This window comes from Cryobacterium sp. PH31-O1 (assembly GCF_030063455.1).
Taxonomy (GTDB): domain Bacteria; phylum Actinomycetota; class Actinomycetes; order Actinomycetales; family Microbacteriaceae; genus Cryobacterium.
Genome location: NZ_JASITB010000002.1, coordinates 221911 through 245859, shown reverse-complemented (window position 1 = coordinate 245859; position 23949 = coordinate 221911). Strand labels below are relative to the sequence as shown.

At 62.6% G+C, this 23949-nt stretch carries 33 protein-coding genes; 32 read left to right on the top strand and 1 reads right to left on the bottom strand.

The window, feature by feature from the left end:
• The first annotated feature begins 49 nt into the window (after nucleotides 1-49).
• The 31 genes from QMK31_RS05990 to map all read left to right on the top strand — a co-directional run bounded on the left by QMK31_RS05990 (nucleotide 50) and on the right by map (nucleotide 21401).
• Complete coding sequence (locus QMK31_RS05990) at nucleotides 50-1111, top strand: hypothetical protein (protein ID WP_283500023.1); 1062 nt, start codon at nucleotides 50-52, stop codon at nucleotides 1109-1111.
• Nucleotides 1112-1376: 265 nt separating this feature from the next.
• Nucleotides 1377-1868, top strand: a complete 492-nt coding sequence (locus QMK31_RS05985; protein WP_283500022.1) for a DUF6121 family protein — start codon at nucleotides 1377-1379, stop codon at nucleotides 1866-1868.
• A 54-nt stretch (nucleotides 1869-1922) separates the two neighbouring features.
• Nucleotides 1923-2627, top strand: a complete 705-nt coding sequence (locus QMK31_RS05980) for a spermidine/putrescine ABC transporter substrate-binding protein (RefSeq protein WP_283500021.1) — start codon at nucleotides 1923-1925, stop codon at nucleotides 2625-2627.
• Nucleotides 2628-3229: 602 nt separating this feature from the next.
• Nucleotides 3230-3604: a 30S ribosomal protein S12 gene (gene rpsL, locus QMK31_RS05975; protein WP_035834602.1), complete on the top strand. Its 375-nt coding sequence runs from the start codon at nucleotides 3230-3232 to the stop codon at nucleotides 3602-3604.
• Nucleotides 3604-4074: a 30S ribosomal protein S7 gene (rpsG, locus tag QMK31_RS05970; protein WP_092107221.1), complete on the top strand. Its 471-nt coding sequence runs from the start codon at nucleotides 3604-3606 to the stop codon at nucleotides 4072-4074. Before rpsL ends, rpsG begins: the two co-directional genes overlap by 1 nt.
• 128 nt (nucleotides 4075-4202) lie before the next feature.
• On the top strand, nucleotides 4203-6317 hold the full coding sequence (fusA, locus tag QMK31_RS05965; protein WP_283500020.1) for an elongation factor G: 2115 nt from the start codon (nucleotides 4203-4205) through the stop codon (nucleotides 6315-6317).
• A gap of 135 nt (nucleotides 6318-6452) precedes the next feature.
• A complete protein-coding gene (tuf, locus tag QMK31_RS05960; RefSeq protein WP_283500019.1) occupies nucleotides 6453-7646 on the top strand; it encodes an elongation factor Tu in 1194 nt (397 codons plus the stop codon).
• Nucleotides 7647-7797: 151 nt separating this feature from the next.
• Nucleotides 7798-8241: a hypothetical protein gene (locus tag QMK31_RS05955; RefSeq protein WP_283500018.1), complete on the top strand. Its 444-nt coding sequence runs from the start codon at nucleotides 7798-7800 to the stop codon at nucleotides 8239-8241.
• Nucleotides 8242-8724: 483 nt separating this feature from the next.
• Nucleotides 8725-9033, top strand: a complete 309-nt coding sequence (gene rpsJ / locus QMK31_RS05950) for a 30S ribosomal protein S10 (RefSeq protein ID WP_035834607.1) — start codon at nucleotides 8725-8727, stop codon at nucleotides 9031-9033.
• A gap of 8 nt (nucleotides 9034-9041) precedes the next feature.
• Nucleotides 9042-9701, top strand: a complete 660-nt coding sequence (rplC, locus tag QMK31_RS05945; protein ID WP_092107229.1) for a 50S ribosomal protein L3 — start codon at nucleotides 9042-9044, stop codon at nucleotides 9699-9701.
• A gap of 5 nt (nucleotides 9702-9706) precedes the next feature.
• Nucleotides 9707-10357, top strand: a complete 651-nt coding sequence (gene rplD, locus QMK31_RS05940; RefSeq protein WP_092107231.1) for a 50S ribosomal protein L4 — start codon at nucleotides 9707-9709, stop codon at nucleotides 10355-10357.
• The gene (rplW, locus tag QMK31_RS05935) at nucleotides 10357-10659 is read left to right on the top strand and encodes a 50S ribosomal protein L23 (protein ID WP_283449392.1); all 303 of its coding nucleotides are present in this window, start codon (nucleotides 10357-10359) and stop codon (nucleotides 10657-10659) included. The genes rplD and rplW overlap by 1 nt, the downstream gene beginning before the upstream one ends.
• 22 nt (nucleotides 10660-10681) lie before the next feature.
• Nucleotides 10682-11521 carry a 50S ribosomal protein L2 gene (rplB, locus tag QMK31_RS05930; protein ID WP_092339441.1) on the top strand — a complete coding sequence of 280 codons (840 nt, stop codon included), beginning with the start codon at nucleotides 10682-10684 and terminating at the stop codon, nucleotides 11519-11521.
• A 9-nt stretch (nucleotides 11522-11530) separates the two neighbouring features.
• Complete coding sequence (rpsS, locus tag QMK31_RS05925) at nucleotides 11531-11812, top strand: 30S ribosomal protein S19 (protein ID WP_104127852.1); 282 nt, start codon at nucleotides 11531-11533, stop codon at nucleotides 11810-11812.
• A 26-nt stretch (nucleotides 11813-11838) separates the two neighbouring features.
• Nucleotides 11839-12204: a 50S ribosomal protein L22 gene (gene rplV / locus QMK31_RS05920; RefSeq protein WP_283500017.1), complete on the top strand. Its 366-nt coding sequence runs from the start codon at nucleotides 11839-11841 to the stop codon at nucleotides 12202-12204.
• Nucleotides 12204-12983 (top strand): 30S ribosomal protein S3, encoded by a 780-nt coding sequence (gene rpsC / locus QMK31_RS05915; protein WP_283500016.1) that lies wholly within the window; start codon nucleotides 12204-12206, stop codon nucleotides 12981-12983. The genes rplV and rpsC overlap by 1 nt, the downstream gene beginning before the upstream one ends.
• Entirely contained in the window at nucleotides 12983-13402 is a 420-nt protein-coding gene (rplP, locus tag QMK31_RS05910) for a 50S ribosomal protein L16 (protein ID WP_283449400.1), read from the top strand. The genes rpsC and rplP overlap by 1 nt, the downstream gene beginning before the upstream one ends.
• Entirely contained in the window at nucleotides 13402-13746 is a 345-nt protein-coding gene (rpmC, locus tag QMK31_RS05905) for a 50S ribosomal protein L29 (RefSeq protein ID WP_283500015.1), read from the top strand. Before rplP ends, rpmC begins: the two co-directional genes overlap by 1 nt.
• Before the next feature lie 2 nt (nucleotides 13747-13748).
• Nucleotides 13749-14048: a 30S ribosomal protein S17 gene (gene rpsQ, locus QMK31_RS05900; RefSeq protein ID WP_283500014.1), complete on the top strand. Its 300-nt coding sequence runs from the start codon at nucleotides 13749-13751 to the stop codon at nucleotides 14046-14048.
• 34 nt (nucleotides 14049-14082) lie between these two features.
• On the top strand, nucleotides 14083-14451 hold the full coding sequence (gene rplN / locus QMK31_RS05895) for a 50S ribosomal protein L14 (protein ID WP_035880831.1): 369 nt from the start codon (nucleotides 14083-14085) through the stop codon (nucleotides 14449-14451).
• A gap of 2 nt (nucleotides 14452-14453) precedes the next feature.
• Entirely contained in the window at nucleotides 14454-14813 is a 360-nt protein-coding gene (rplX, locus tag QMK31_RS05890; protein ID WP_092451143.1) for a 50S ribosomal protein L24, read from the top strand.
• A complete protein-coding gene (gene rplE, locus QMK31_RS05885) occupies nucleotides 14813-15421 on the top strand; it encodes a 50S ribosomal protein L5 (RefSeq protein ID WP_283500013.1) in 609 nt (202 codons plus the stop codon). Before rplX ends, rplE begins: the two co-directional genes overlap by 1 nt.
• 205 nt (nucleotides 15422-15626) lie before the next feature.
• Nucleotides 15627-16025 carry a 30S ribosomal protein S8 gene (gene rpsH, locus QMK31_RS05880; RefSeq protein WP_092107248.1) on the top strand — a complete coding sequence of 133 codons (399 nt, stop codon included), beginning with the start codon at nucleotides 15627-15629 and terminating at the stop codon, nucleotides 16023-16025.
• A 6-nt stretch (nucleotides 16026-16031) separates the two neighbouring features.
• The gene (gene rplF, locus QMK31_RS05875; protein WP_092107250.1) at nucleotides 16032-16568 is read left to right on the top strand and encodes a 50S ribosomal protein L6; all 537 of its coding nucleotides are present in this window, start codon (nucleotides 16032-16034) and stop codon (nucleotides 16566-16568) included.
• A 2-nt stretch (nucleotides 16569-16570) separates the two neighbouring features.
• A complete protein-coding gene (gene rplR / locus QMK31_RS05870; protein WP_092107252.1) occupies nucleotides 16571-16942 on the top strand; it encodes a 50S ribosomal protein L18 in 372 nt (123 codons plus the stop codon).
• Nucleotides 16939-17646, top strand: coding sequence for a 30S ribosomal protein S5 (gene rpsE / locus QMK31_RS05865; RefSeq protein WP_502852571.1), 708 nt, complete (start codon nucleotides 16939-16941; stop codon nucleotides 17644-17646). Before rplR ends, rpsE begins: the two co-directional genes overlap by 4 nt.
• Nucleotides 17646-17828 carry a 50S ribosomal protein L30 gene (gene rpmD, locus QMK31_RS05860; protein WP_066597599.1) on the top strand — a complete coding sequence of 61 codons (183 nt, stop codon included), beginning with the start codon at nucleotides 17646-17648 and terminating at the stop codon, nucleotides 17826-17828. Before rpsE ends, rpmD begins: the two co-directional genes overlap by 1 nt.
• Complete coding sequence (gene rplO, locus QMK31_RS05855) at nucleotides 17828-18403, top strand: 50S ribosomal protein L15 (RefSeq protein ID WP_283500012.1); 576 nt, start codon at nucleotides 17828-17830, stop codon at nucleotides 18401-18403. Before rpmD ends, rplO begins: the two co-directional genes overlap by 1 nt.
• 126 nt (nucleotides 18404-18529) lie before the next feature.
• A complete protein-coding gene (gene secY, locus QMK31_RS05850; RefSeq protein WP_283500272.1) occupies nucleotides 18530-19852 on the top strand; it encodes a preprotein translocase subunit SecY in 1323 nt (440 codons plus the stop codon).
• Nucleotides 19849-20445: an adenylate kinase gene (locus QMK31_RS05845; RefSeq protein ID WP_283500011.1), complete on the top strand. Its 597-nt coding sequence runs from the start codon at nucleotides 19849-19851 to the stop codon at nucleotides 20443-20445. Before secY ends, QMK31_RS05845 begins: the two co-directional genes overlap by 4 nt.
• Before the next feature lie 125 nt (nucleotides 20446-20570).
• Nucleotides 20571-21401, top strand: a complete 831-nt coding sequence (map, locus tag QMK31_RS05840; protein WP_283500010.1) for a type I methionyl aminopeptidase — start codon at nucleotides 20571-20573, stop codon at nucleotides 21399-21401.
• 46 nt (nucleotides 21402-21447) lie between these two features.
• Here map and QMK31_RS05835 read toward each other — a convergent pair whose 3' ends face one another.
• A complete protein-coding gene (locus QMK31_RS05835; RefSeq protein ID WP_283500009.1) occupies nucleotides 21448-23436 on the bottom strand; it encodes a BglG family transcription antiterminator in 1989 nt (662 codons plus the stop codon).
• 109 nt (nucleotides 23437-23545) lie between these two features.
• Here QMK31_RS05835 and QMK31_RS05830 point away from each other — a divergent pair, with 109 nt between their 5' ends.
• Nucleotides 23546-23875, top strand: a complete 330-nt coding sequence (locus QMK31_RS05830; protein WP_283500008.1) for a PTS sugar transporter subunit IIB — start codon at nucleotides 23546-23548, stop codon at nucleotides 23873-23875.
• Nucleotides 23876-23949: the final 74 nt, after the last annotated feature.

Genomic DNA, 23949 nt, shown 5'->3' with positions numbered 1-23949 from the left:
CCTTGGTACAGTAGAAGTCAGTCACGGCGAAGGCCACGAGGAGTGCAGCATGAGCGACAACACGCCCACCGACGGCAAGAAGAACCCTGAAACGGATGCTGCCGCAGCGCCCGATTTGAGCCCGGCCGAGCACGGTTCCAGCGGTCAGGGCGAGCACGCCGCGCCGTCCGCGCCGGTTGTGCCGGAGCCCATCGTCATCGACTATGACGCCATCAACGCCAACCTGAGCGCGGCTGAGCGCGCGGATGCCGCGACCGCCTCGGAAGCGGCCCGCAACCTCGCGCCCATGTCGACGGCCGCCCCGGTTGCGCCTGCTGATGCCGACGCGCCGAGCCTCGCCGATGACTACGCCGATTCCTATGCTCCGGCCGAGACGGTTCCTGCCACGAGCACGGCTTTCGACTCGGAGCCGGTCGTACAGATTGTGCCGGAGGCGCGCGTCGTGGAGACCACGGCTGCCGCTGACGCTGCATCCGGCGCGTACACCCCTGACGTGCCGGTGGAGACCACCCCGGCCTACACCCCGTCAGCCCAGTCGCCCATTTATGTGCAGGCGCCCACCAAGCCAAAGGACCGCAGCAACCGGGGCGGCGGCATTCTGATCGCGCTGCTCGCCACGGTCGTCTTTGCGGTGCTCTACGCTGTTGCGGCGTTCATCATCATCGGTGTGACGAGCACGACCGTAGCTGACACCGTCAACGGGTTCACCGAGTTCGCCGCGCTGCCGGTGTTCTACATTCCGGTCATCTTCTTCTTTCTGGCCTACAGCGCCCTGATCGCCCTGGTCAACCGGGGCGGTTGGTGGGCCTACGTACTGTTCGGATTCCTCGTCGCCGTCGTCGTCTACTTGTCCTACATCGGCGCGGCCATGCTCGGCCTCGTCCTCGACGGCCGGTCCGACGGACTCAGCCCGGGCGAACTCAGCCGCATCGTCAGCACCCTGTGGCTGAACCCCGGGGCGATCGCCGCCGGGCTCATCGCCCGGGAGGTACCGATCTGGGCCGGAGCCTGGATCGCCCGCCGCGGACGCCGCGTCACTGCTAAGAACCTCGAGGCGCGCACCGAGTACGAGCGCCTGCTCGCCGACGGCCCGCACCTCACCCGCCCCTAAGAGGTCTTGCGCCCGTAATACCCGGTTTCACTCGTAAGCCCCGGCTGCCTCGGCAGTCGGGGCTTCGTGGTTTTCGTCTCCCGTCCGTCTTTTTTTCGGACGGGGCCCGGGCCCGGAACGCGGGCCCATGATAGAACCTGGGCCCGGGGACGGGGACGGGGCCTGGGCCCCGTCCCCGGGCCCGCCAACCGACGCCGACGTCAGCGGCGTCGGTCAGGCCGGGCCGGAGCATCCGCGCTGCCCCGCGCTGGCCTACGCTGGAGCCATGCGGGAATACCGAAAGTACGCGGTCACCATGGCGGCCTTCTCGGTGGCCCTGTACGTGGCCCTCATCGTGGCGGCGTTCGGGGTGCTCAGCCTGCTGCTCAATCGCGATGTCATCAACGAGACGGATGCCGGCGCCCTCCTTGGCCCCATTATGGTCACCACGGCGGTCCTCGCACTGGTCTGGGTCATGCTCAGCGCGGTGCTGCGTTCGCCCGAGCGCCTCAGGCAGGTTCCGCCGCTGCCGATCTTCCTGGCCGGGGTTGCCGCCTATCTGGGCTACTGCGTCTCCGGGGGAGTGTTTTACAGCCTCGGCGCCGGCGAACTCTTTCGCTCGGTCGTCTTCATCGGCGGGGAGATGATGAGTCCGTTCGCAATCGCCGTGGCGGTGAGCGGCTGGCTGATCGCGTTCCTGTTCTTCGTCGTGCTGCTCGCCAAACCGTCAGGCTCGGGCGCTCCTGAATGGCCCTGGCAAAAGAACGACGACAACTAGCCCGCGCGTCGTTGCCATCCCACGCGTGACCGCGTACGAGTACCCTTATGCACTATGGATAGGTCCATCGAGTCGCGCGTCAACCACGAGGTTGAGAACTGGCTGCGTTGGATCACCCGGTGGCGCCCCGCGACGCACCGCGGTCGGTCCCGCCTCTGCCGTCAGTGCTTCGGATCGCCGATCATTGCCTCGGCCGGACTGGCCGTCGACGTGCCCCATGTTGTGCAGCATGCGCTGTCGATGCGCATGAAGATTGTGATCGACGCCTCGGTCGACGAATACACCGAACTAAACCTGCCCATGCTCGCGCACGAGCTCAACCTGAGTGAGCGGCGCGAATCCGCCCAGGCCTATCGGCCCGCCGAGGGGCTCGACCCGGAGTTTCGCGGTCTCGACCTAGACCCCCAACCGGCAGCGGATGCCCCCTACCTCTTCACCTTCAGCGAGCTCGCCGACCAGCAGCCCCCCGAACCGCAGCCAGCCCCCCGACGCTCCGTGAAGCCCGATGTTAACGAGCCACTCGCACCCGCCGAGCCGCTTCCGCCACTCAGCCCCGAGGAGAAGGCCATCCTGAAGGCCGAAATGCAGCTCGCCGACGACTTCGCTACCCAGGTCGGGATTCGAGTGTGTGCCCAGCTCACGCGCGAGCGGCCGCGGCTGCTCGCGGCGATCGCGCAGTTCGTCGAGCCGCAGGTGCAGGCCCTGCTCGCCGACCTTGAGAGCACCCTGGACTCCCCGCTCTGGCCGCGCAATCCCTAGCCGAGCTGCGGCATCCACTCTGTTCTCGACCGGGCCCACCCTATGAACATGGGCCCAGTCTATAAACCGGGCCCAGGGACGGGGCCCGGGCCCCGTGCACGTGAACGGGCGGTGCGTCGACTGCTGAAGCCACCGGGCCCACCCTATGAACATGGGCCCAGTTTATAAACTGGGCCCAGGGACGGGGCCCGGGCCCCGTCCGAAAGGCCGGGCCCCGTCCGAAAGGCCGGGGCGCGCAGACGAGAACCGGGGCGCGCAGACGAGAACCGGGCGCGCAGACGAGAACGGGGCGAAGGGCACGCCGGTCGGCACCGGTGTCGCGGGGCGCAACCCATTTGACCGGGCAGGCACCGCCGGGCTAGAATTATCCGGTGTGCGCTTTGTCGTGCGCCTGAATTATGCCCTCTTGAGAGCACAGGCCGAGATTCCACACATGTAGGGCGGGTCTTCGACCTTGCCCCCACGGCATACCCACCAAAACTCCCACGAGCAATCGTGTGAGTTCAAGCGGGTCCAGATGAACTCGACCTCAGTCGAAAGACGAAGGTCGAATGCTAACCATCACAAAGCTGTCACCGTGCAGCAATAACAAGGAGTAATTAGTGCCCACCATTCAGCAGTTGGTCAGGAAGGGCCGTAGCCCCAAGGTCACCAAGACCAAGGCTCCCGCCCTGAAGTCCAATCCGCAGCAGCGCGGCGTTTGCACCCGCGTTTACACGACCACCCCGAAGAAGCCGAACTCGGCTCTGCGCAAGGTCGCCCGCGTCAAGCTCTCCAACGGCACCGAGGTCACCGCCTACATTCCCGGCGAGGGCCACAACCTGCAGGAGCACTCCATGGTGCTCGTGCGCGGAGGCCGTGTTAAGGACCTCCCCGGTGTGCGTTACAAAATCATTCGCGGCGCACTGGACACCCAGGCCGTCAAGAACCGCAAGCAGGCACGTAGCCGCTACGGCGCAAAGATGGAGAAGAAGTAATGCCCCGTAAAGGACCCGCTCCCAAGCGCCCTGTCATTGCCGACCCGGTTTACGGTGCACCCATCGTCAGCCAGCTCGTCAACAAGATCCTTCTCGATGGCAAAAAGGGCCTCGCCGAGCGCATCGTTTACGATGCCCTCGCCGGAGTCTCCGCCAAGAACGAGCTCGATGCCGTCGTCACCTTGAAGAAGGCACTCGACAACGTGCGTCCGACCCTCGAGGTGCGTTCGCGCCGCGTCGGTGGTTCCACATATCAGGTTCCGGTTGAAGTCAAGCCGCACCGCGCCAACACCCTGGCCCTTCGCTGGTTGACCAGCTACGCCAAGGCCCGTCGCGAGAAGACCATGACCGAGCGTCTCACCAACGAGATCCTCGACGCGAGCAACGGCCTCGGTGCCGCTGTCAAGCGTCGTGAAGACACTCACAAGATGGCTGAAGCGAACAAGGCCTTCGCTCACTACCGCTGGTAGTTAGATCCATCGAGCTTTCCTGATCACCAAGCAGGCGCGTGCACGTTTTGCGCGCGCCTGCTCACTGGTAAGCGGATGCTTACGGCCCTGTTCCGCACTCCCCACCCCTACCCTTCCGGAGGACCCCCGTGGCACTTGACGTGCTCACCGACCTGAGTAAGGTCCGCAATATCGGCATCATGGCTCACATTGATGCTGGCAAGACCACCACGACTGAGCGCATCCTGTTCTACACGGGTGTCAACCACAAGATCGGCGAGACCCACGACGGCGCCTCGACGATGGACTGGATGGCGCAGGAGCAGGAACGTGGCATCACGATCACCTCCGCTGCGACGACGTGTTTCTGGGACAACAACCAGATCAACATCATCGACACCCCCGGACACGTGGACTTCACCGTGGAGGTGGAGCGTTCGCTCCGCGTCCTCGACGGTGCCGTTGCCGTGTTCGACGGCAAGGAGGGCGTTGAGCCCCAGTCCGAAACCGTGTGGCGTCAGGCTGACAAGTACGACGTGCCCCGCATTTGCTTCGTCAACAAGATGGACAAGCTCGGCGCCGACTTCTACTTCACGGTCGACACCATCATCAAGCGCCTCGGCGCGAAGCCGCTGGTCATCCAGCTGCCGATCGGTGCAGAGTCTGAATTCGAGGGTGTCGTTGACCTCGTTCAGATGCGTGCGCTGACCTGGCGCGGCGACTCCAAGGGTGACGTGGAGATGGGTGCGAAGTACGCCATCGAAGAGATCCCCGCTGACCTCGTCGAGAAGGCTGCCGAGTACCGCAAGCTCCTGCTCGAGACCGTCGCCGAAACCGACGACGACCTCATGGAGCGCTACTTCGCCGGTGAAGAGCTGAGCGTTGCCGAGATCAAGGGCGCCATCCGCAAGCTCACCATCAACAGTGAGATCTACCCGGTTCTCTGTGGTTCTGCGTTCAAGAACCGTGGCGTTCAGCCGATGCTCGACGCTGTCGTTGACTACCTTCCGACTCCGCTCGACGTGGCAGCCATTGAGGCGCACGACGTTCGCGACGAAGAAAAGATCATCATGCGTCACCCCGACGCCGAGGAGCCGTTCACGGCTCTCGCGTTCAAGGTTGCGGTGCACCCGTTCTTCGGTCGCCTCACCTACGTGCGCGTGTACTCGGGCCGTCTCGACTCCGGAGCCCAGGTCATCAACTCGACCAAGGGCAAGAAAGAGCGCATCGGCAAGATCTTCCAGATGCACGCCAACAAGGAGAACCCGGTGGCCTTCGTGACCGCCGGTCACATCTACGCGGTCATCGGCCTCAAGGACACCACCACGGGCGACACCCTGTGCGACCCGAACAACCAGGTCGTACTCGAGTCCATGACATTCCCTGACCCGGTTATCGAGGTCGCCATCGAGCCCAAGACCAAGCAGGACCAGGAAAAGCTGGGCCTTGCCATTCAGAAGCTCGCCGAAGAAGACCCCACGTTCCGTACCGAGCAGAACCAGGAAACTGGCCAGACGGTAATCAAGGGAATGGGTGAACTTCACCTGGACATCCTGGTCGACCGCATGAAGCGTGAATTCAACGTTGAGGCGAACGTCGGCAAGCCCCAGGTGGCCTACCGCGAAACGATCCGCAAGGCCGTTGAGCGTCACGACTACACGCACAAGAAGCAGACCGGTGGATCCGGCCAGTTCGCGAAGATTCAGATCGCGATCGAGCCGATGGAAATCACTGCTGAGAAGTCGTACGAGTTCCTCAACAAGGTCACCGGTGGCCGTATCCCGCGCGAGTACATCCCCTCGGTGGATGCTGGAATTCAGGATGCGCTCCGCGTAGGCATCCTGGCCGGCTACCCGATGGTGGGCGTTCGAGCCAGCCTGCTTGACGGCGCTGCGCACGACGTCGACTCTTCGGAGATGGCCTTCAAGATTGCCGGCTCGATGGGCTTCAAGGAAGCCGTTCGTAAGGCGAACCCCGTTCTGCTCGAGCCGCTGATGGCGGTCGAAGTTCGTACCCCTGAGGAATACATGGGTGACGTAATCGGAGACCTCAACTCGCGTCGTGGGCAGATCCAGACCATGGAGGATGCGCAGGGCGTGAAGGTAATTCGCGCTCACGTTCCACTGTCGGAAATGTTCGGCTACATCGGTGACCTGCGGTCGAAGACCTCAGGCCGTGCGGTGTACTCGATGACGTTCGAGAGCTATGCGGAGGTCCCGAAGGCTGTTGCCGACGAGATCATCAACAAAAACAAGGGCGAATAACCCCTAAGGTGGCCTTCGGGCCCGAAATCGCTTAGGCCACCTGGCCCGAGTAACATAAGTAGACACATCCAGCGCATACCGGCCGCTCATAACGGCGGCCGTGAATTTGCACGCGAGTCCTGAGGAGGACCCACAGTGGCCAAGGCCAAGTTCGAGCGGACAAAGCCGCACGTAAACATCGGAACGATCGGTCACGTTGACCACGGAAAGACCACGCTGACTGCAGCGATCTCCAAGGTTCTTGCCGATAAGTTCCCGTCCAAGATCAACGTTCAGCGCGACTTCGCGTCGATTGACTCGGCTCCGGAAGAACGCCAGCGCGGCATTACGATCAACATTTCGCATGTTGAGTACGAGACCGACAAGCGTCACTATGCGCACGTCGATGCTCCGGGCCACGCTGACTACATCAAGAACATGATCACCGGTGCTGCTCAGATGGACGGCGCAATCCTCGTGGTTGCCGCTACTGACGGCCCGATGGCTCAGACCCGTGAGCACGTTCTTCTCGCCAAGCAGGTCGGCGTTCCGACCCTGCTCGTCGCGTTGAACAAGGCCGACATGGTTGATGACGAAGAGATCATGGAGCTCGTCGAGCTCGAAGTTCGTGAACTTCTCTCCAGCCAGGGCTTCGATGGCGACAACGCCCCCGTCGTTGCGGTTTCCGCACTCAAGGCGCTTGAGGGCGACGAGAAGTGGACCGCCAACATCCTTGAGCTCATGAAGGCCGTTGACGAGTTCATTCCTGACCCGATTCGCGACAAGGACAAGCCGTTCTTGATGCCGATCGAGGACGTCTTCACGATCACCGGCCGTGGCACCGTTGTTACGGGCCGCGCCGAGCGTGGAACCCTCAAGATCAACTCCGAGATCGAGATCGTCGGCATCCGCCCGACGCAGAAGACCACGGTTACCGGTATTGAGATGTTCCACAAGCAGCTCGACGAGGCTTGGGCCGGCGAGAACTGTGGACTTCTTCTTCGTGGCACCAAGCGCGAAGACGTTGAGCGCGGCCAGGTCGTCGTCAAGCCGGGTTCGGTTACGCCGCACACCGACTTCGAGGGCACCGCGTACATCCTCAGCAAGAACGAGGGTGGCCGTCACAACCCGTTCTACGCGAACTACCGCCCGCAGTTCTACTTCCGCACTACGGACGTCACCGGCGTCATCACGCTGCCCGAGGGCACCGAGATGGTCATGCCTGGCGACACCACCGACCTGACTGTCGCGCTGATTCAGCCGATCGCCATGGAAGAGGGCCTCGGCTTCGCTATCCGTGAAGGTGGCCGCACCGTCGGCGCCGGCACGGTGACCAAGATCATCAAGTAGTCTTCTTCTACTTCGATCTCTGAAAAGGGGGTCGGGCCCTCGGGCCCGGCCCCCTTTTTTGCACCCTGCGTACGTTGCCGCACATTTCAAGCGGATGACGATTGCTCGCTTACCCGGGGCGCGAATCGCGATATCCGGTTATGGTCTGCGCATGCAGATATCGAAACTGGAAATGCGCATCCTGATGCTGATCGCCGTCGTTGTGATTGGTATCCTCGCCGTGGTGATCGTGCCGCGCCTGGCCGGATCCGCTCCCGCTGCCCAATCTGCTGTCACCGAGGTGACGCCGACCCCGATCCCGACCGCGATCACCACACCGACCCCGTCGCCCACCGCGCAGACCGAGCAGCAGATTCTCGACAACATCGTGGCCAGCACCGTCAGCGTCTACAGCGTGTTGGTCTGCGACAGCCTGAAGGAATACGCCACCCTCAGCATTCCCGAGATCATCACCAAGGTGCTCGCCGAATACCCGACCACCGGTTTGTCAGACCAATCCCGCCAGATTATGGCCCAGCGCGTGCTCACCGAATCCACCGTGAAGAGCTGCCCAGACCAGAGCCCACGCGTGGCCGCCGGGATCACCCAGGGCTAGCCGCGACAATCGTACGAAAGCGGATGCCCGCGGCGGGCCGGCCGCAGGCATCCGCTCGTATATCGTGCGACACGCCGAGCGCGACACGCCCGGGTTGCATGTAATGGCAACTGTGTGGCAGACTCTTCTAGTTCAACACTTTCGGCGTGCGCTACGCGTCGCCGAAATCACTGCCAGGCAGTGCATAGTCGCGTCACACTCTTTCGAAGAACACTTGTCGAGAAGTGCTGATTGCAGGCTAGGCCGCGGGGAGCAGAGCGCAGCATAAATCAACGATCTGGTCGGCGTGGGTAAAACCGTGCCGTCCCCCAGAGTCTGCTTCCGGGAGTCGACGTTGACGATGAGCGTCGGTTATTCGGCGCGAAATCGAAATTGACATATGAACAGTGGTGCTAATAGCAGCAGTGCTACTACGGCGTCCAATGCAACCTCGGCAAATCGTGCCGTTGTCTGTAAGACGCCTCGACAGAGAGAGAGTTCGACATGGCGGGACAAAAGATCCGCATTCGACTTAAGTCGTATGACCACGAGGTCATCGACATTTCGGCGCGCAAGATCGTCGACACAGTGACCCGTGCGGGCGCTACAGTCGTCGGCCCGGTGCCGCTTCCGACCGAGAAGAACGTGGTGTGTGTCATCCGTTCCCCTCACAAGTACAAGGACAGCCGGGAGCACTTTGAAATGCGCACCCACAAGCGTCTGATCGACATCATTGACCCGACCCCGAAGGCTGTCGACTCGCTCATGCGCCTCGACCTTCCGGCCGACGTCAACATCGAGATCAAGCTCTAGGGCCCGCGATGTCTTACTCCGATACCAAGACCACCAAGGGTCTCCTCGGCAAGAAGCTCGGCATGACCCAGGTGTGGGACGAGAACAACAAGCTTGTTCCCGTTACCGTCATCGAGATCGCGCCGAACGTTGTCACGCAGATTCGCACCAAGGCCGTCGACGGCTACAACGGCGTTCAGATCGCCGCTGGTCCCATCGACCCGCGCAAGGTCAACAAGCCCCTTGCCGGTCACTTCGACAAGGCTGGCGTCACGCCGCGTCGCCACATCACCGAGCTCCGCACCGCGGATGCCGCTGACTACAACCTGGGCCAGGAGCTCACCGTTGACGGTGTCTTCGCTGCCGGCACCAAGGTTGATGTCATGGGCACCAGCAAGGGTAAGGGTTTCGCCGGTGTTATGAAGCGTCACAACTTCAAGGGCGTCTCCTCCTCTCACGGTTCGCACCGCAACCACCGCAAGCCCGGTTCCATCGGTGCTTCCTCGACCCCGAGCCGTGTCTTCAAGGGCATGCGCATGGCCGGTCGTATGGGTGGCGAGCGCGTTACCGTGCTGAACCTCAAGGTGCACGCTATTGACGCCGACAAGGGCCTCATGCTCGTCAAGGGTGCCGTTCCCGGTGCTCGTGGCCGCCTCGTATTCGTTCGCAACGCAGTGAAGGGAGCCTAGTCATAATGGCTACAGCACTCGACATCATTGACGCCAAGGGCAAGAAGGCAGGCTCTGCCGAGCTTCCCGACGAGCTCTTCGACGTTCCCGCCAACATTCCCCTCATCCACCAGGTCGTTGTCGCGCAGCTCGCTGCCGCACGCCAGGGAACGAGCAAGGTCAAGCGCCGTGGAGAAGTTTCCGGTGCCGGCCGCAAGCCGTTCAAGCAGAAAGGAACCGGTCGCGCTCGTCAGGGCTCGATTCGCGCTCCCCAGATGACCGGTGGTGGAATCGTCCACGGACCGACCCCGCGCAGCTACGACCAGCGCACCCCGAAAAAGATGATCGCCGCAGCCCTCAAGGGTGCACTGAGCGACCGCGCCCGCGGTGGCCGCCTGCACATCGTCGAGGCACTGTTCACGGCGGAGACCCCCAACACGAAGGTTGCCCTGGAGCTGCTCACGCAGATCGCCACGAGCAAGCACGTGCTGGTCGTTCTCGAGCGTACCGACGAGACCACGTTGCGCAGCATTCGCAACATCCCGACGGTGCACATCCTCTCGTGGGATCAGCTCAACGCCTACGACGTGCTCGTCAGCGATGACATCGTCTTCACCACCGGCGCGTTCAACGCGTTCGTGGAGAGCAAGACCAAGAAGGAAGAGGTGGCCGCATAATGACTATCGCGACCAACAAGGACCCCCGCGACATCATCATCTCTCCGGTTGTCTCTGAGAAGAGCTACGGCCTGATTGACGAGGGCAAGTACACCTTCATCGTTGACCCCCGTTCGAACAAGACGGAGATCAAGCTCGCGATCGAATCGATCTTCAAGGTGCAGGTCGCTTCGATCAACACCCTGAATCGTGTGGGCAAGACGCGCCGCACCAAGTTCGGCATGGGCAAGCGCAAGGACACCAAGCGTGCCATTGTCACGCTCAAGTCTGGCTCCATCGACATCTTCACGGCCGTCGGCTAAGCGACAGGCAGAGGGATAACTAATGGCTATTCGTAAGTACAAGCCCACGACCCCGGGTCGACGCGGATCATCCGTTGCCGACTTCGCGGAAATCACGCGTTCCACCCCGGAGAAGTCGCTTCTGCGCCCGCTCTCCAAGACCGGTGGACGTAACAACCAGGGCCGCATCACGACCCGTCACATCGGTGGTGGCCACAAGCGCCAGTACCGTGTGATCGACTTCAAGCGCAACGACAAGGACGGCGTCAACGCCCGCGTCGCTGAAATTGAATACGACCCGAACCGCACGGCGCGCATCGCGCTCTTGCACTTCATCGACGGCACGAAGCGTTACATCATCGCGCCGAACAAGCTGAGCCAGGGCGACATCATCGAGTCGGGAGCCGGGGCTGACATCAAGCCCGGTAACAACCTGCCGTTGAAGAACATCCCCACCGGTACCATCATTCACGCGATCGAGCTGCGTCCGGGTGGTGGCGCCAAGATGGCCCGCTCCGCCGGTTCGTCGGTTCGCCTCGTTGCGAAGGAGGGCGTCTACGCCCAGCTTCGTCTGCCGTCTGGTGAAATCCGCAACGTGGATGCTCGCTGCCGCGCGACGATCGGCGAGGTCGGTAACGCCGAGCAGTCGAACATCAACTGGGGCAAGGCCGGACGTATGCGCTGGAAAGGCGTTCGCCCGACCGTTCGTGGTGTTGCCATGAACCCGGTCGATCACCCGCACGGTGGTGGTGAGGGTAAGACGTCCGGTGGACGTCACCCCGTCAGCCCCTGGGGCCAGAAGGAAGGGCGCACCCGCCACCCGAATAAGGAAAGCGACAAGCTCATCGTTCGTCGCCGTACCGTCGGCAAGAAGCGTAAGTAGGAGTAGACGATGCCAAGAAGTCTTAAGAAGGGCCCTTTCGTTGACGACCACCTGCTTCGCAAGGTGTTCACGGCGAACGAAGCCAAGAGCAAGAACGTAATCAAGACCTGGTCGCGCCGCTCGATGATCATCCCCGACATGCTCGGACACACCATCGCAGTGCACGACGGCCGCAAGCACATCCCGGTGTTCGTCACCGAGAGCATGGTCGGTCACAAGCTCGGCGAGTTTGCGCCTACCCGCACCTTCCGTGGACACGTGAAGGACGACAAGAAGGGCCGTCGCCGCTAACGCGGGGACGTGAAGGAGGAGAAGAAATGGTGGAGTCGATCGCACGCGTGCGTCACATCCGCGTTACCCCCCAGAAGGCTCGTCGCGTTGTCAACATGATCCGCGGCAAGCAGGCGCAGGAAGCGCTGGGAATTCTGAAGTTTGCGCCCCAGGGCGCAAGCGATCCCGTGTACAAGCTGGTGGCTTCGGCCATCGCCAACGCCCGGGTCAAGGCAGATGCAGCCAACACATATCTGGACGAGCAGGACCTGTTCATTAGCCGGGCATTCGTTGATGAGGGTACGACCCTCAAGCGTTTCCAGGCTCGTGCCCAGGGTCGCGCTTTCGAAATCAAGAAGCGCACCAGCCACATCACGGTTGTGCTCACCACTCCTGAGGAGGGTACGAAGTAATGGGTCAGAAAGTAAATCCCTATGGCTTCCGTCTGGGAATCACCACCGATCACGTGTCGCGTTGGTTCTCTGACTCGACCAAGCCGGGTCAGCGTTACGCTGATTTTGTTGCAGAAGACGTCAAGATCCGTCGCCTGCTGAGCACCAGCCTCGACCGCGCCGGCGTCAGCCGCATCGAGATCGAGCGCACCCGTGACCGCGTTCGCGTTGACATTCACACCGCCCGTCCGGGCATTGTGATTGGTCGTCGCGGCGCCGAGGCAGAGCGCATCCGCTCTGACCTTGAGAAGCTCACCGCCAAGCAGATCCAGCTGAACATCCTCGAGGTCAAGAACCCCGAGCAGGATGCCCAGCTCGTCGCGCAGGGTATTGCCGAGCAGCTCTCCGCTCGTGTGGCTTTCCGCCGCGCGATGCGTAAGGGCCTGCAGGGTGCACAGCGCGCCGGAGCGAAGGGTGTTCGCATCCAGGTCTCCGGTCGTCTGGGTGGCGCCGAAATGAGCCGCAGCGAGTTCTACCGCGAAGGCCGCGTGCCACTGCACACCCTTCGCGCGAACATCGACTACGGCTTCTACGAAGCCAAGACCACCTTCGGCCGTATCGGCGTGAAGGTCTGGATCTACAAGGGCGACATCACCAACAAGGAACTCGCTCGCGAGCAGGCCAACGCTAAGTCGTCCCGCCCCGAGCGTCGTGACGATCGACCACGCCGTGCACCGCGGGCAGATGCCCCGGTTGCAGCGGCAGCGGCTCCGGTCGCAGCAGTCGCGGAGGCTAAATAATGTTGATTCCACGTAGAGTCAAGCACCGTAAGCAGCACCACCCGGGTCGTACCGGTCACGCTACCGGTGGCACCACGGTGTCCTTCGGTGAGTACGGTATTCAGGCGATGACCCCCGCTTATGTGACCAACCGTCAGATCGAGTCCGCTCGTATCGCCATGACGCGTCACATTAAGCGTGGCGGAAAGGTGTGGATTAACATCTACCCCGACCGCCCGCTGACCAAGAAGCCGGCCGAAACCCGCATGGGTTCCGGTAAGGGTTCGGTCGAGTGGTGGGTTGCCAACGTCAAGCCGGGTCGCGTTCTGTTCGAGCTCAGCGGTGTCACCGACGCCGTTGCGAAAGAGGCGCTGACCCGCGCTATTCACAAGCTGCCCCTCAAGGCACGCATCATCAAGCGCGAGGAGGGCGACGCATAATGGCGATCGGAACCAAGGAGCTCGCCCCAGTCGAGCTCGACACTTTTGACAATGAAAAGCTGTTCGAAGAGCTGAAGAAGGCCAAGGAAGAGCTGTTCAACCTGCGCTTTCAGTCGGCCACCGGTCAGCTTGAGAGCCACGGCCGCCTCCGTGCGGTCAAGCGCGACATCGCTCGCATCTACACGGTTCTCCGTGAGCGCGAGCTGGGCATTCGTGCCACCCCGGTTGCAGCCCCGGCTCCGGCCAAGGCTGAGAAGGCCGAAAAGAAGACCAAGAAGGCCAAGGCCGTAGTGGAGTCCACCGACGACGCTGCAGCTGAGACCGTCGAGACGAAGGAGGCCTAGTCATGGCGAAGACTGACGAAACGGTCGTCGCGGGCGAAGCCACCGAGCTCGTACGCGGTTACCGCAAGACTCTGCGTGGTTATGTGACCAGCGACAAGATGGATAAGACCATCATTGTTGTGGTCGAAGACCGCGTGAAGCACCCGCTGTACGGCAAGGTCATCCGCCGTACGTCCAAGCTGAAGGCGCACGATGAGCTGAACGCAGCCGGCATTGGCGACCTCGTCCTGATCAGCGAGACTCGGCCGCTCAGCGCTTCCAAGCGCTGGCGCCTGGTCGAGATCCTTGAGAAGGCCAAGTAAGCCTCGCGCTTACTTGTCCATAGGGAGATAAGAAATGCTTCAGCAAGAATCACGAGTCAGGGTCGCTGATAACAGCGGCGCCAAGGAACTCCTGACCATCCGCGTTCTCGGTGGCTCCGGCCGCCGCTACGCGGGCCTCGGCGACGTCATCGTCGCCACGGTCAAGGACGCCATTCCGGGCGGAAACGTCAAGAAGGGTGACATCGTCAAAGCTGTCATCGTTCGTACCAAGAAAGAGACCCGTCGTTCAGACGGTTCCTACATCAAGTTCGATGAGAACGCTGCAGTGATCTTGAAGGCAGACGGTGACCCCCGCGGCACCCGAATCTTCGGACCGGTCGGTCGCGAGCTTCGCGACAAGAAGTTCATGAAGATCATCTCGCTGGCACCGGAGGTTATTTAATCATGGCCAGAATCAAAAAGGGTGACCTCGTTCAGGTCATCAGCGGCCGCAGCCAGGCTCGCGGCGGAGACCGTGGCAAGCAGGGCAAGATCATCTCCGTCGACGTCGAGAAGAACCGTGTCCTCGTTGAGGGCATCAACTTCGTGACCAAGCACGTTCGCGTCGGCCAGACCCAGCGCGGCACCAAGACGGGTGGCATCGAGACCTTCGAAGCCGCCATCCACGTGTCCAACGTTGCGATCGTCGATCCGGAGACCAAGAAGCCGACCCGCGTCGGCTTCCGCCAGGAAGAGGTAACGAAGGACGGCGTCACCAAGACGGTCCGCATTCGTTACGCCAAGAAGTCAGGGAAGGACCTCTAATGGCTGATACCGCAGTTGTTGAAGGCGCTGTGGGCACCGAGCCCGTCAAAGCCCTGCCGCGTCTGAAGCAGAAGTACCGCGATGAGATCAGTGCCAAGCTCTCCGAGGAACTCGGCTTCACCAACGTGCACCGCATCCCCACCCTGACGAAGATCGTTGTCAACATGGGTGTCGGCGAAGCAGCACGCGACGGCAAGGTGATGGACGGTGCGGTTTCTGACCTCACCAAGATCACCGGCCAGAAGCCGCAGGTCACCAAGGCCCGCAAGTCCATCGCGCAGTTCAAACTGCGTGAGGGACAGCCCATCGGCGCCCACGTCACACTTCGTGGCGACCGCATGTGGGAGTTCCTGGACCGGCTGCTCAGCCTGGCCCTTCCTCGTATCCGTGACTTCCGCGGTCTGTCCGACAAGCAGTTCGATGGTGCGGGCAACTACACCTTCGGCCTGACCGAGCAGGTCATGTTCCACGAGATCGACCAGGACCGCATCGACCGCGTACGCGGTATGGACATCACGGTCGTCACGACCGCGAAGACCAATGATGAGGGTCGCGCGCTGCTCAAGGCGCTCGGCTTCCCGTTCAAGTCGGACGACGTCAAGAAGTAGTTCCTCACTACGCAGGAACATTTTCAACTAGAGTTGGGAGCTTGCGCTTGCAGGCTCCCAACCGCGGTTGGACTCGCTCGTAGAAAAATCGCGGGCGCACACAGATTTTCACCCCGGAAGCTGATCAACCGATCGGTTTCCTCACCACCACAGGTCGTCATTCGTGTAACGGATGGGCGAAACCAGGCGAGAAAGGCACCACAAAATGACAATGACAGATCCGGTCGCAGACATGCTGACCAGACTGCGCAACGCGAACTCGGCGTACCACGACACCGTGTCGATGCCGCATAGCAAATTGAAAGCGCACATCGCTGACATCCTCAAGGCTCAGGGTTACATCTCCGCCTGGACCGTCAAGGATGCAACAGTAGGCAAGACCCTCACGCTGGACCTCAAGTTCGGTCCGAACCGTGAGCGTTCCATCGTAGGCATCAAGCGGGTTTCCAAGCCCGGCCTTCGCGTGTACGCAAAGTCGACCGAGATCCCCACGGTTCTCGGCGGCCTCGGCGTTGCCATCCTGTCCACCTCCAGCGGTCTGCTTACCGACCGCCAGGCTGAGAAGAAGGGCGTAGGCGGAGAAGTTCTCGCCTACGTGTGGTAACTGAGAATGTCACGTATTGGAAGACTCCCCATCCCGATCCCCGCAGGGGTCACGGTTGTGGCTGACGGCCAGGCCGTCTCCGTCAAGGGCCCGAAGGGCGAGCTCTCGCTCGTCGTTTCCAACCCCATCTCGGTGTCGATCGAGGACGGTCACGTTCTCGTCACCCGTCCGAACGACGAACGCCAGTCGCGTTCGCTGCACGGTCTGACCCGCACCCTGATCAACAACCAGATCATCGGCGTAACTGTTGGTTACTCCAAGGGTCTTGAAATCGTCGGTACCGGTTACCGCGCGGCGCAGAAGGGCACCTCCGTTGAGTTCGCCCTCGGCTTCTCGCACCCGGTCGTCGTCGAGCCGCCCGTCGGCATCGTCCTGACCGTGGAGAGCGTCAACAAGCTCACGGTCAGCGGAATCGACAAGCAGGCCGTCGGCGAGGTTGCCGCCAACATCCGTAAGATTCGCAAGCCAGAGCCCTATAAGGGCAAGGGTGTGCGTTACGCCGGCGAGATTGTTCGCCGCAAGGCCGGAAAGAGCGGTAAGTAACCATGGGACTCGGAACTAGAGGCAAGAGCAAGGCCGCAGCCCGCGGACGTCGACACACACGTCTTCGCAAGAAGATTGAGGGAACGGCGCTTCGCCCGCGCCTCGTTGTCACGCGTTCGGCTCGCCACGTATTCGTGCAGGTCGTCGACGACAGCAAGGGTTTCACCCTTGCGTCGGCATCCACGCTCGAAACGGATTTGCGCACCTTCGATGGTGACAAGACCGCCAAGGCCCGCAAGGTCGGTGAGCTTGTTGCTGAGCGTGCGAAAGCCGCCGGCATCGAAGCCGTTGTATTTGACCGTGGTGGCAGCAAGTACGCAGGACGCGTCGCAGCCATCGCCGAGGGAGCTCGAGAGGGTGGATTGAACCTGTGAGCACTGAAAAGATCGAAACCACAGCACCTGTTGCTGCCGTTGCCGAGGCGCCGGTTGAAACCGCTGCCTCCACGACCCCGCCGCAGAACGAGCCCCGCGAGGCTCGTCGTGGTGGACGTGAGCGCAATCCGAACAAGGACCGCGGAAGCCGCGATGCCGACAAGAGCCAGTTCCTGGAGCGCGTCGTCACCATCAACCGCGTGTCGAAGGTCGTCAAGGGTGGTCGTCGCTTTAGCTTCACCGCTCTCGTCGTCGTCGGCGACGGAAACGGCCTGGTCGGCGTTGGATACGGTAAGGCCCGCGAGGTCCCGACCGCTATCTCCAAGGGCGTCGAAGAGGCGAAGAAGAACTTCTTCCGCGTTCCTCGCGTCGGCCTGACCATCCCGCACCCCGTACAGGGTGAGGCCGCAGCCGGCGTCGTTCTGCTTCGTCCGGCAGCAGCAGGTACCGGCGTTATCGCCGGTGGCCCGGTGCGCGCCGTACTCGAATGCGCTGGTATCCACGACGTGCTGAGCAAGTCGCTCGGTTCGTCGAACACCATCAACATCGTGCACGCCACGGTCGAGGCCCTGCACCAGCTCGAAGAGCCCCGTGCGGTTGCGGCTCGCCGTGGCCTCGCCTATGAAGACGTGGCTCCGGCCCGTTTTCTTCGTGCCGACGCTGCTGCAGCTGCAGCGGCCGCAACCACGAAGGCAGGTGCCTGATGGCCCAGCTGAAGATCACACAGATCAAGTCCAAAATTAGTGAGAAGCAGAACCAGCGCGACACTCTTCGCAGCCTGGGTCTGCGACGCATTGGCGCCGTCACGATCCGCGAGGACAACTCGCAGAACCGTGGCTACGTCAACACCGTCGCTCACCTCGTAAAGGTCGAGGAGATAGATTAATGGCTGAGGAGAAGGAAGCTACCCGCGTAGTGGACCAGCCTGGTGCCGACAAGCCCGCCACGAAGAAGGCCGCTGCCCCCAAAAAGGCCGCAGCTCCCAAAAAGGCCGCTGTTGCAGCAGAGCCCACTGAGCCCCGTGAGCACGTGCTGAAGGTACACCACCTTCGCCCGGCCCCCGGAGCGAAGAAGGCCCGCCAGCGCGTTGGCCGTGGTGAAGGATCCAAGGGTAAGACCGCGGGTCGAGGCACCAAGGGCACGAAGGCACGCTACACCGTGCGCGTCGGCTTCGAGGGTGGGCAGATGCCCCTGCACATGCGCACCCCGAAACTGCGTGGATTCAAGAACCCGTTCCGCGTCGAGTACCAGGTTGTCAACCTGGAAAAACTCGAACTGCTCTACCCGAACGGCGGCGATGTCACCATTGCCGGCCTGATCGCCAAGGGTGCAGTTCGTGACAACGAAAAAGTCAAGGTTCTTGGAACCGGTGAAATTACCGTTAAGCTGAACGTGACGGTCGACAAGGTCTCTGCTTCAGCTGAGCAGAAAATTGTCGCCGCGGGTGGATCTGTAAAGTAAGTCCGTAGACGCTCAATCGAGCTTGTCGAATCCGTCAACGAGTAAATCGTTTGGTGTGATTCGACAAGCTCGATCGCTTTAAGACGACCTGTGCGGGTCGATCTGCGTAAAAATCTGGAGGCCTTTTTGTTTAGCGCCATTGCGCGGATCTTCCGCACGCCCGACCTTCGCAAGAAGATCGGCTTCACCCTGGGCATCATTGCTCTGTTCCGTCTGGGCTCGTTCATTCCGGCACCGTTCGTGGACTTCGGCAACGTGCAACTGTGTCTGGCAGCCAATCAGGGCACGAGCGGACTCTACGAGCTCGTCAACCTGTTCAGCGGTGGCGCACTGCTCCAGCTCAGCGTCTTCGCGCTCGGCATCATGCCGTACATCACGGCCTCGATCATCGTGCAGCTGCTGCGCGTGGTCATTCCTCACTTCGACACCCTCTACAAGGAGGGTGCGTCCGGTCAGAGCACTCTGACCCAGTACACGCGGTACCTCACCATCGCCCTCGGCATCCTCCAGTCGACCACCCTGATCACGGTGGCTCGCAGCGGCGCCCTGTTCGGCACCTCCGCCAGTACCGAGTGCACCCAGCTGATCACCAACGACGCCTGGTACGCGATCATGCTCATGGTCATCACCATGACCGCCGGCACCGGCGTCATCATGTGGATGGGTGAGCTCGTCACGGAACGCGGCGTCGGCAACGGCATGTCCCTCATGATCTTCGTCTCGATCGCCGCGCTCTTCCCCGGTTCGCTGACCGCGATCGGCCAGCAGCAGGGCTTCGACACCCTCATCATTGTGCTGATCGTGGGAGTACTGGTGGTCGCCGGCGTCGTCTTCGTCGAACAATCCCAGCGACGAATCCCGGTGCAATACGCCAAACGCATGGTTGGGCGGCGTACCTATGGCGGCAACAACACCTACATTCCGATCAAGGTCAACATGGCGGGCGTCATCCCCGTGATCTTCGCCTCCTCGCTGCTCTACCTGCCGGCCCTGCTCGCGCAGTTCAACCAGCCGGCCGCCGGATCCGAAGCCCCGGCCTGGGTGGTCTGGATCTCTCAGAACCTCACCGGTGGCGATCAGCCGCTGTACATGGCCATGTACTTCCTGCTCATCATCGGCTTCACCTACTTCTACGTGGCCATCACGTTCAACCCCGAAGAAGTCGCCGACAACATGAAGAAGTACGGCGGCTTCATTCCCGGCATCCGTGCGGGCCGCCCGACCGCCGAGTACCTCGACTTCGTGCTGACCCGCATCACCTTGCCGGGCTCGATCTACCTGGGCCTGATCGCGCTCATACCGCTGATCGCCTTCTCGGTCATTGGCGCCGACCAGAACTTCCCGTTCGGCGGCGCGAGCATTCTCATCGTCGTCGGGGTGGGGCTCGAGACGGTCAAGCAGATCGACTCGCAACTGCAACAGCGACACTATGAGGGGCTTCTTAAATGACGCGCTTACTACTGATCGGCCCGCCCGGCGCGGGCAAGGGTACTCAGGCCGAGCGCCTCGCGCTCGCCTTCGACGTTCCGGCTATTTCCACCGGTGACATCTTTCGTTACAACGTGACCAACAACACCCCGCTGGGGCTCGAGGTCAAGTCGTTCATGGACGCCGGGGCCTACGTGCCAGACAGCCTCACCAACGCGATCGTCGCCGACCGGTTGAATGAAGCGGATGCCGCCAGCGGCTTTCTGCTCGACGGCTACCCACGCACGACCGATCAGGTGGCCGAGCTCGACCGTATTCTCGTCGCGGAGGGCACCCAGCTCGACGTGGTCGTGCTGATCACCGCCGACACCGATGAGGTCGTCGCCCGACTGCTCAAGCGGGCCGCCGAGCAGGGCCGCGCGGACGACACGGCCGACGTCATCCGTCACCGTCTCGATGTCTACGCAGAGCAGACTGCTCCGCTTATCGATGTGTACAGCGCCCGCGGCCTCGTCGTCACCATCGACGGCCTCGGCGCCGTTGAAGTGGTCACCGACCGTATTCTCGCCGCGCTGGCCGAACGCGGCCTCCTGGCCAGTTCCAAGGCGCAGTAGCACCACAACGCTCTAAAACTGCTTCACCCGTTCGGGCCGGGCCGGGCCTCGCGGCTCGGCCCATCACCATGTGAACAATCATAAAAATATCGCTCCCCTGTTCGGAGCTAGTTTGTAGGCAATCAGTGAGTCTTCGACGTTCCATCTACAAGAACCCGGCCCAGTTGCGCCTCATGGTGGCACCGGGCCTGGCCACCGCGGCATCGCTCGTGGCTGCCCGCGCGGCCATGGTCATCGGCGCGACGACCCTCGACCTTGACGCTGCGGCTGAGGCCGCCATCGTCGCGCTCGGTGGAAAGCCGAACTTTAAGCTTGAAGAGGGCTACCACCACACCGTGTGCGCGTCGGTCAACGACGACGTCGTGCACGGCATACCCTCCGCTCGCCGCCTCGGTGCCGGAGACATCGTCTCGATCGACAGCGGTGCGATTATCGAGGGCTGGAACGGCGACGCCGCCTTCAGCTATGTGATCCCCGACCCGAGCCGGCCCGAGCTCGTGGCCGAACGCCAGAAACTGTCCGACGTGACCGAGCAGTCACTCTGGCACGGCATCGCCCGGCTGCACACCGCCCGCCACCTCAATGAGGTCGGTGAAGCCATCGAAGATTACATCGAATCGCAGGGCACCTACGGAATTCTTACCGACTATGTCGGCCACGGCATCGGTCGCTCCATGCACGAGGCCCCGCCGGTGTTCAACTACCGTGTGCGCCAGAAGGGCCCCGACGTGAAGCCCGGCCTGGTTGTCGCCATCGAGCCGATGGTCGTGCTCGGATCGATCGACACTTACACCCGCGACGACGACTGGACTGTCGCCACGAGCGACGGTAAGGCCGCCGCGCACTGGGAACACAGTATTGCGGTACACAAAGACGGTATCTGGGTGCTCACCGCCGAAGACGGCGGAGCCGCAGGGCTCGCCCAGTTCGGCATCATCCCCGTTCCCATCCCCTAACGCCCCAAGCTGCCGGCGAGGGCGCCCGCGCAGCGTTTGGGTGCGACTACTGGTCCATCAGATGCACGAGTTGGTCGATAAAGCTCGCGAAATCGCCCGAGCGTTGCACCAGCCGGTGCACATCGGCCCGGTCGGCGAACACCTCGACGAACTGGTCGAACACCACCTGGAATGACGAGCGCCCGGCGGCGCTGAACGCGATCATCGCGACGACCGTGACCCGGCTTTCGCCCCAGTCCATCGGTATGTCGTTCAGCACGATGGCGATGGACGTTCGCAGGGCGGTCATCTCCATGGCGTGCGGCACCGCGAGGTTGTCGGTGAACGCGGTCGATGACATCCGTTCGCGGTCGAGGGCGCCGTCGACGTAGGCCTGGGTGATGATGCCGCGTTTGCGCATCCGCTCGCCGAGGGCGCGAATCATGGCCGCGGCGTCGGCGGGGTAGAAGTTGCGCAGAAACAGGTCTTCGTCGAAGAAGCGCAGCAACTCGTCTTTGATCAGGGCGCGGCGTCCGCTGCGGCGCACCCGGCTGACGAACTGGCGAATGTTGCTCACATCGACCTCGGTCAGGAACGGATGGATCACGAGGGCCCCGTCGACCGGCCGAGGCGGCTCGATCGTGGTCAGCACGAGCGGGGCATCGATCCGGTCCCAGTCCACGTCGGCGCGCGTGATGACGCCGACGACGTCGAGGTCGGCGCCGAGCGCGCCCTCAATACGCTCGCGCAGCACCGCCTGCAGGTCGTAGTAATTCGGGCAGACCAGCACCGTGCGCACCCGCTGCTCCTGCCGTTGCTGCTGCTCGAGGTGGGCGCCGACATGCATGGCGATATAGGCGATCTCGTCGTCGTTGATCACGATTCGCTCGTGGCGCTGCAGTTCGCTCGCGATGTAGACGGCAAGTTCATAGGTCATCGGGTAGGACGTCTTCAGCGAGCGCGTGAGGGGGTTGCGTGAGAAGGAACTCTGCCCGGCCCGATCGATGAGGTTGCGAACGTGCAGGGTGAGGCGGGCGATGAAGTCCTCGTCGGTCAGGTCGACGAGGTACTCAGCGCTGGCCTGGGCCACGATGCGGCGCACGACCGCGAGATCCTGCGGTCGGGCGAAAGCGGATGCCGCCGCTTGCGCCGGCAGGTCGTGTCCCGGCGCGAGCACCCGGGTGCGCAGCAATACCGCGAGGTAGTCGAGTTCGGCCGGGTCGAGCACGAGGTCGAAGTGCGTGACGACGAGGTCGGCGAGGGTGCTGGCCAGTTCCGGCGGGGGATCGGTCGGCGTGGGACCGTCCGGTGGGGGATCGTTTAGCGGGGTCAGGGGTGCTGCTGGCGCCCGTTTGCGCGCGCGATCGACGGCGATGGCGAGGTGCAGCAGCACGCCGTCAGTGCCGAACTCGTTGATGAAATAGCCCGAAACGTCGAGGGCGGCGAGAAGGTCGGTCTTGAACGCGCCCAGTTGGTGGGAATCGAACTCGCGCGAGATGGCGGCAAGCTCCAGGAACCCACGCTTGCTCTCGTCCCGGAACATGCGCCCGAGCAGCCGGCGACGTTCGGTCTCCGAGCCGGCCAGCCCCACGATGTTGCCGCGCCGGGTCAGTTCCAGTTCCGAACCCTGGAGCAGCGCGCGCAAGCGCACAAGGTCGGCCTCAATGGTTGAGTCGCTCACGAACAGGTCTTCGGCGAGGGTATACAAATCGAGCCCGCCGGCGCCTTCGAAACCCACGCTGTCGGTGAGTCGCCGCACGAGCTGGTACACCCGGTTTTGCGGTGAATCCGTCGTCTCCGAAGGCGGTGTCTGCACGAATGTGGCGTAGGCGGTGCGGTTCAGACGGTACCCCAACGGTCCAGACTCGATCACGGCGAGCGGATGCGCCGCCGCCTTCAGGTTGGTGACGTAACTGCGCACACTGCGCGGCGTGACCCCGAGCGCATCGGCGAGTTCGCCGGCCGTGACCCAGGCAGGCGTGCGCACGAGGTAATCCAGCATCCTCGTCTGCTTGTCGGCCATGATCGAACCCCGGTTCGTCGTTTCTGCGACCATTGTGCCCACCTTTTGGGCCCCGGGGGCCCTTTCCGGGGGTGCGGAAATTGTGATCTTGGATTAATGCTCAGCATTTTGACAGGATCGCAAGCGTCGGAAGGGCGAATCGATGAAGATTCTGGTGGTGTGCGGCGCGGGCGCGTCGAGCACGTTCGTGGCGCTCCGCCTGCGACGCAGCGCCACCCTGCGCGGTCTCACCGTCTCGGTGACCGCCATCACCGAAACCGACCTGCTCGTGCGACTCAGCGCCGCCGTCGCCCGCTCCCCGGTCGACGTCGTACTGATCGGCCCGCACCTCGCGCCCGCGTTTGTGGCTATGGCGCAGCAGTGCGCTGACCATGGGGCGCAGGCTCGACTGCTGCCCACCTCGATCTTCACTGACCGAGACGGCGAAGCCGCGCTCGACCTCGCCCTGAACGCGATGGGGGCGCATCCGTGACCCGGCTCGCGGTCGGCGGCGGGGCATCCGTTTTATTCACCACGGCACACCAAACCAAACAAGAGAGGTCCTGA

Coding starts and splice junctions, on each gene's coding strand:
- QMK31_RS05990 (WP_283500023.1), top strand. CDS start 50: ATGAGCGACAACACGCCCACCGACGGCAAGAAGAACCCTGAAACGGAT.
- QMK31_RS05985 (WP_283500022.1), top strand. CDS start 1,377: ATGCGGGAATACCGAAAGTACGCGGTCACCATGGCGGCCTTCTCGGTG.
- QMK31_RS05980 (WP_283500021.1), top strand. CDS start 1,923: ATGGATAGGTCCATCGAGTCGCGCGTCAACCACGAGGTTGAGAACTGG.
- rpsG (WP_092107221.1), top strand. CDS start 3,604: ATGCCCCGTAAAGGACCCGCTCCCAAGCGCCCTGTCATTGCCGACCCG.
- QMK31_RS05955 (WP_283500018.1), top strand. CDS start 7,798: ATGCAGATATCGAAACTGGAAATGCGCATCCTGATGCTGATCGCCGTC.
- rpsJ (WP_035834607.1), top strand. CDS start 8,725: ATGGCGGGACAAAAGATCCGCATTCGACTTAAGTCGTATGACCACGAG.
- rplC (WP_092107229.1), top strand. CDS start 9,042: ATGTCTTACTCCGATACCAAGACCACCAAGGGTCTCCTCGGCAAGAAG.
- rplD (WP_092107231.1), top strand. CDS start 9,707: ATGGCTACAGCACTCGACATCATTGACGCCAAGGGCAAGAAGGCAGGC.
- rplW (WP_283449392.1), top strand. CDS start 10,357: ATGACTATCGCGACCAACAAGGACCCCCGCGACATCATCATCTCTCCG.
- rplB (WP_092339441.1), top strand. CDS start 10,682: ATGGCTATTCGTAAGTACAAGCCCACGACCCCGGGTCGACGCGGATCA.
- rpsS (WP_104127852.1), top strand. CDS start 11,531: ATGCCAAGAAGTCTTAAGAAGGGCCCTTTCGTTGACGACCACCTGCTT.
- rplV (WP_283500017.1), top strand. CDS start 11,839: ATGGTGGAGTCGATCGCACGCGTGCGTCACATCCGCGTTACCCCCCAG.
- rpsC (WP_283500016.1), top strand. CDS start 12,204: ATGGGTCAGAAAGTAAATCCCTATGGCTTCCGTCTGGGAATCACCACC.
- rplP (WP_283449400.1), top strand. CDS start 12,983: ATGTTGATTCCACGTAGAGTCAAGCACCGTAAGCAGCACCACCCGGGT.
- rpmC (WP_283500015.1), top strand. CDS start 13,402: ATGGCGATCGGAACCAAGGAGCTCGCCCCAGTCGAGCTCGACACTTTT.
- rpsQ (WP_283500014.1), top strand. CDS start 13,749: ATGGCGAAGACTGACGAAACGGTCGTCGCGGGCGAAGCCACCGAGCTC.
- rplN (WP_035880831.1), top strand. CDS start 14,083: ATGCTTCAGCAAGAATCACGAGTCAGGGTCGCTGATAACAGCGGCGCC.
- rplX (WP_092451143.1), top strand. CDS start 14,454: ATGGCCAGAATCAAAAAGGGTGACCTCGTTCAGGTCATCAGCGGCCGC.
- rplE (WP_283500013.1), top strand. CDS start 14,813: ATGGCTGATACCGCAGTTGTTGAAGGCGCTGTGGGCACCGAGCCCGTC.
- rpsH (WP_092107248.1), top strand. CDS start 15,627: ATGACAATGACAGATCCGGTCGCAGACATGCTGACCAGACTGCGCAAC.
- rplF (WP_092107250.1), top strand. CDS start 16,032: ATGTCACGTATTGGAAGACTCCCCATCCCGATCCCCGCAGGGGTCACG.
- rplR (WP_092107252.1), top strand. CDS start 16,571: ATGGGACTCGGAACTAGAGGCAAGAGCAAGGCCGCAGCCCGCGGACGT.
- rpmD (WP_066597599.1), top strand. CDS start 17,646: ATGGCCCAGCTGAAGATCACACAGATCAAGTCCAAAATTAGTGAGAAG.
- rplO (WP_283500012.1), top strand. CDS start 17,828: ATGGCTGAGGAGAAGGAAGCTACCCGCGTAGTGGACCAGCCTGGTGCC.
- QMK31_RS05845 (WP_283500011.1), top strand. CDS start 19,849: ATGACGCGCTTACTACTGATCGGCCCGCCCGGCGCGGGCAAGGGTACT.
- QMK31_RS05835 (WP_283500009.1), bottom strand. CDS start 23,436: ATGGTCGCAGAAACGACGAACCGGGGTTCGATCATGGCCGACAAGCAG.
- QMK31_RS05830 (WP_283500008.1), top strand. CDS start 23,546: ATGAAGATTCTGGTGGTGTGCGGCGCGGGCGCGTCGAGCACGTTCGTG.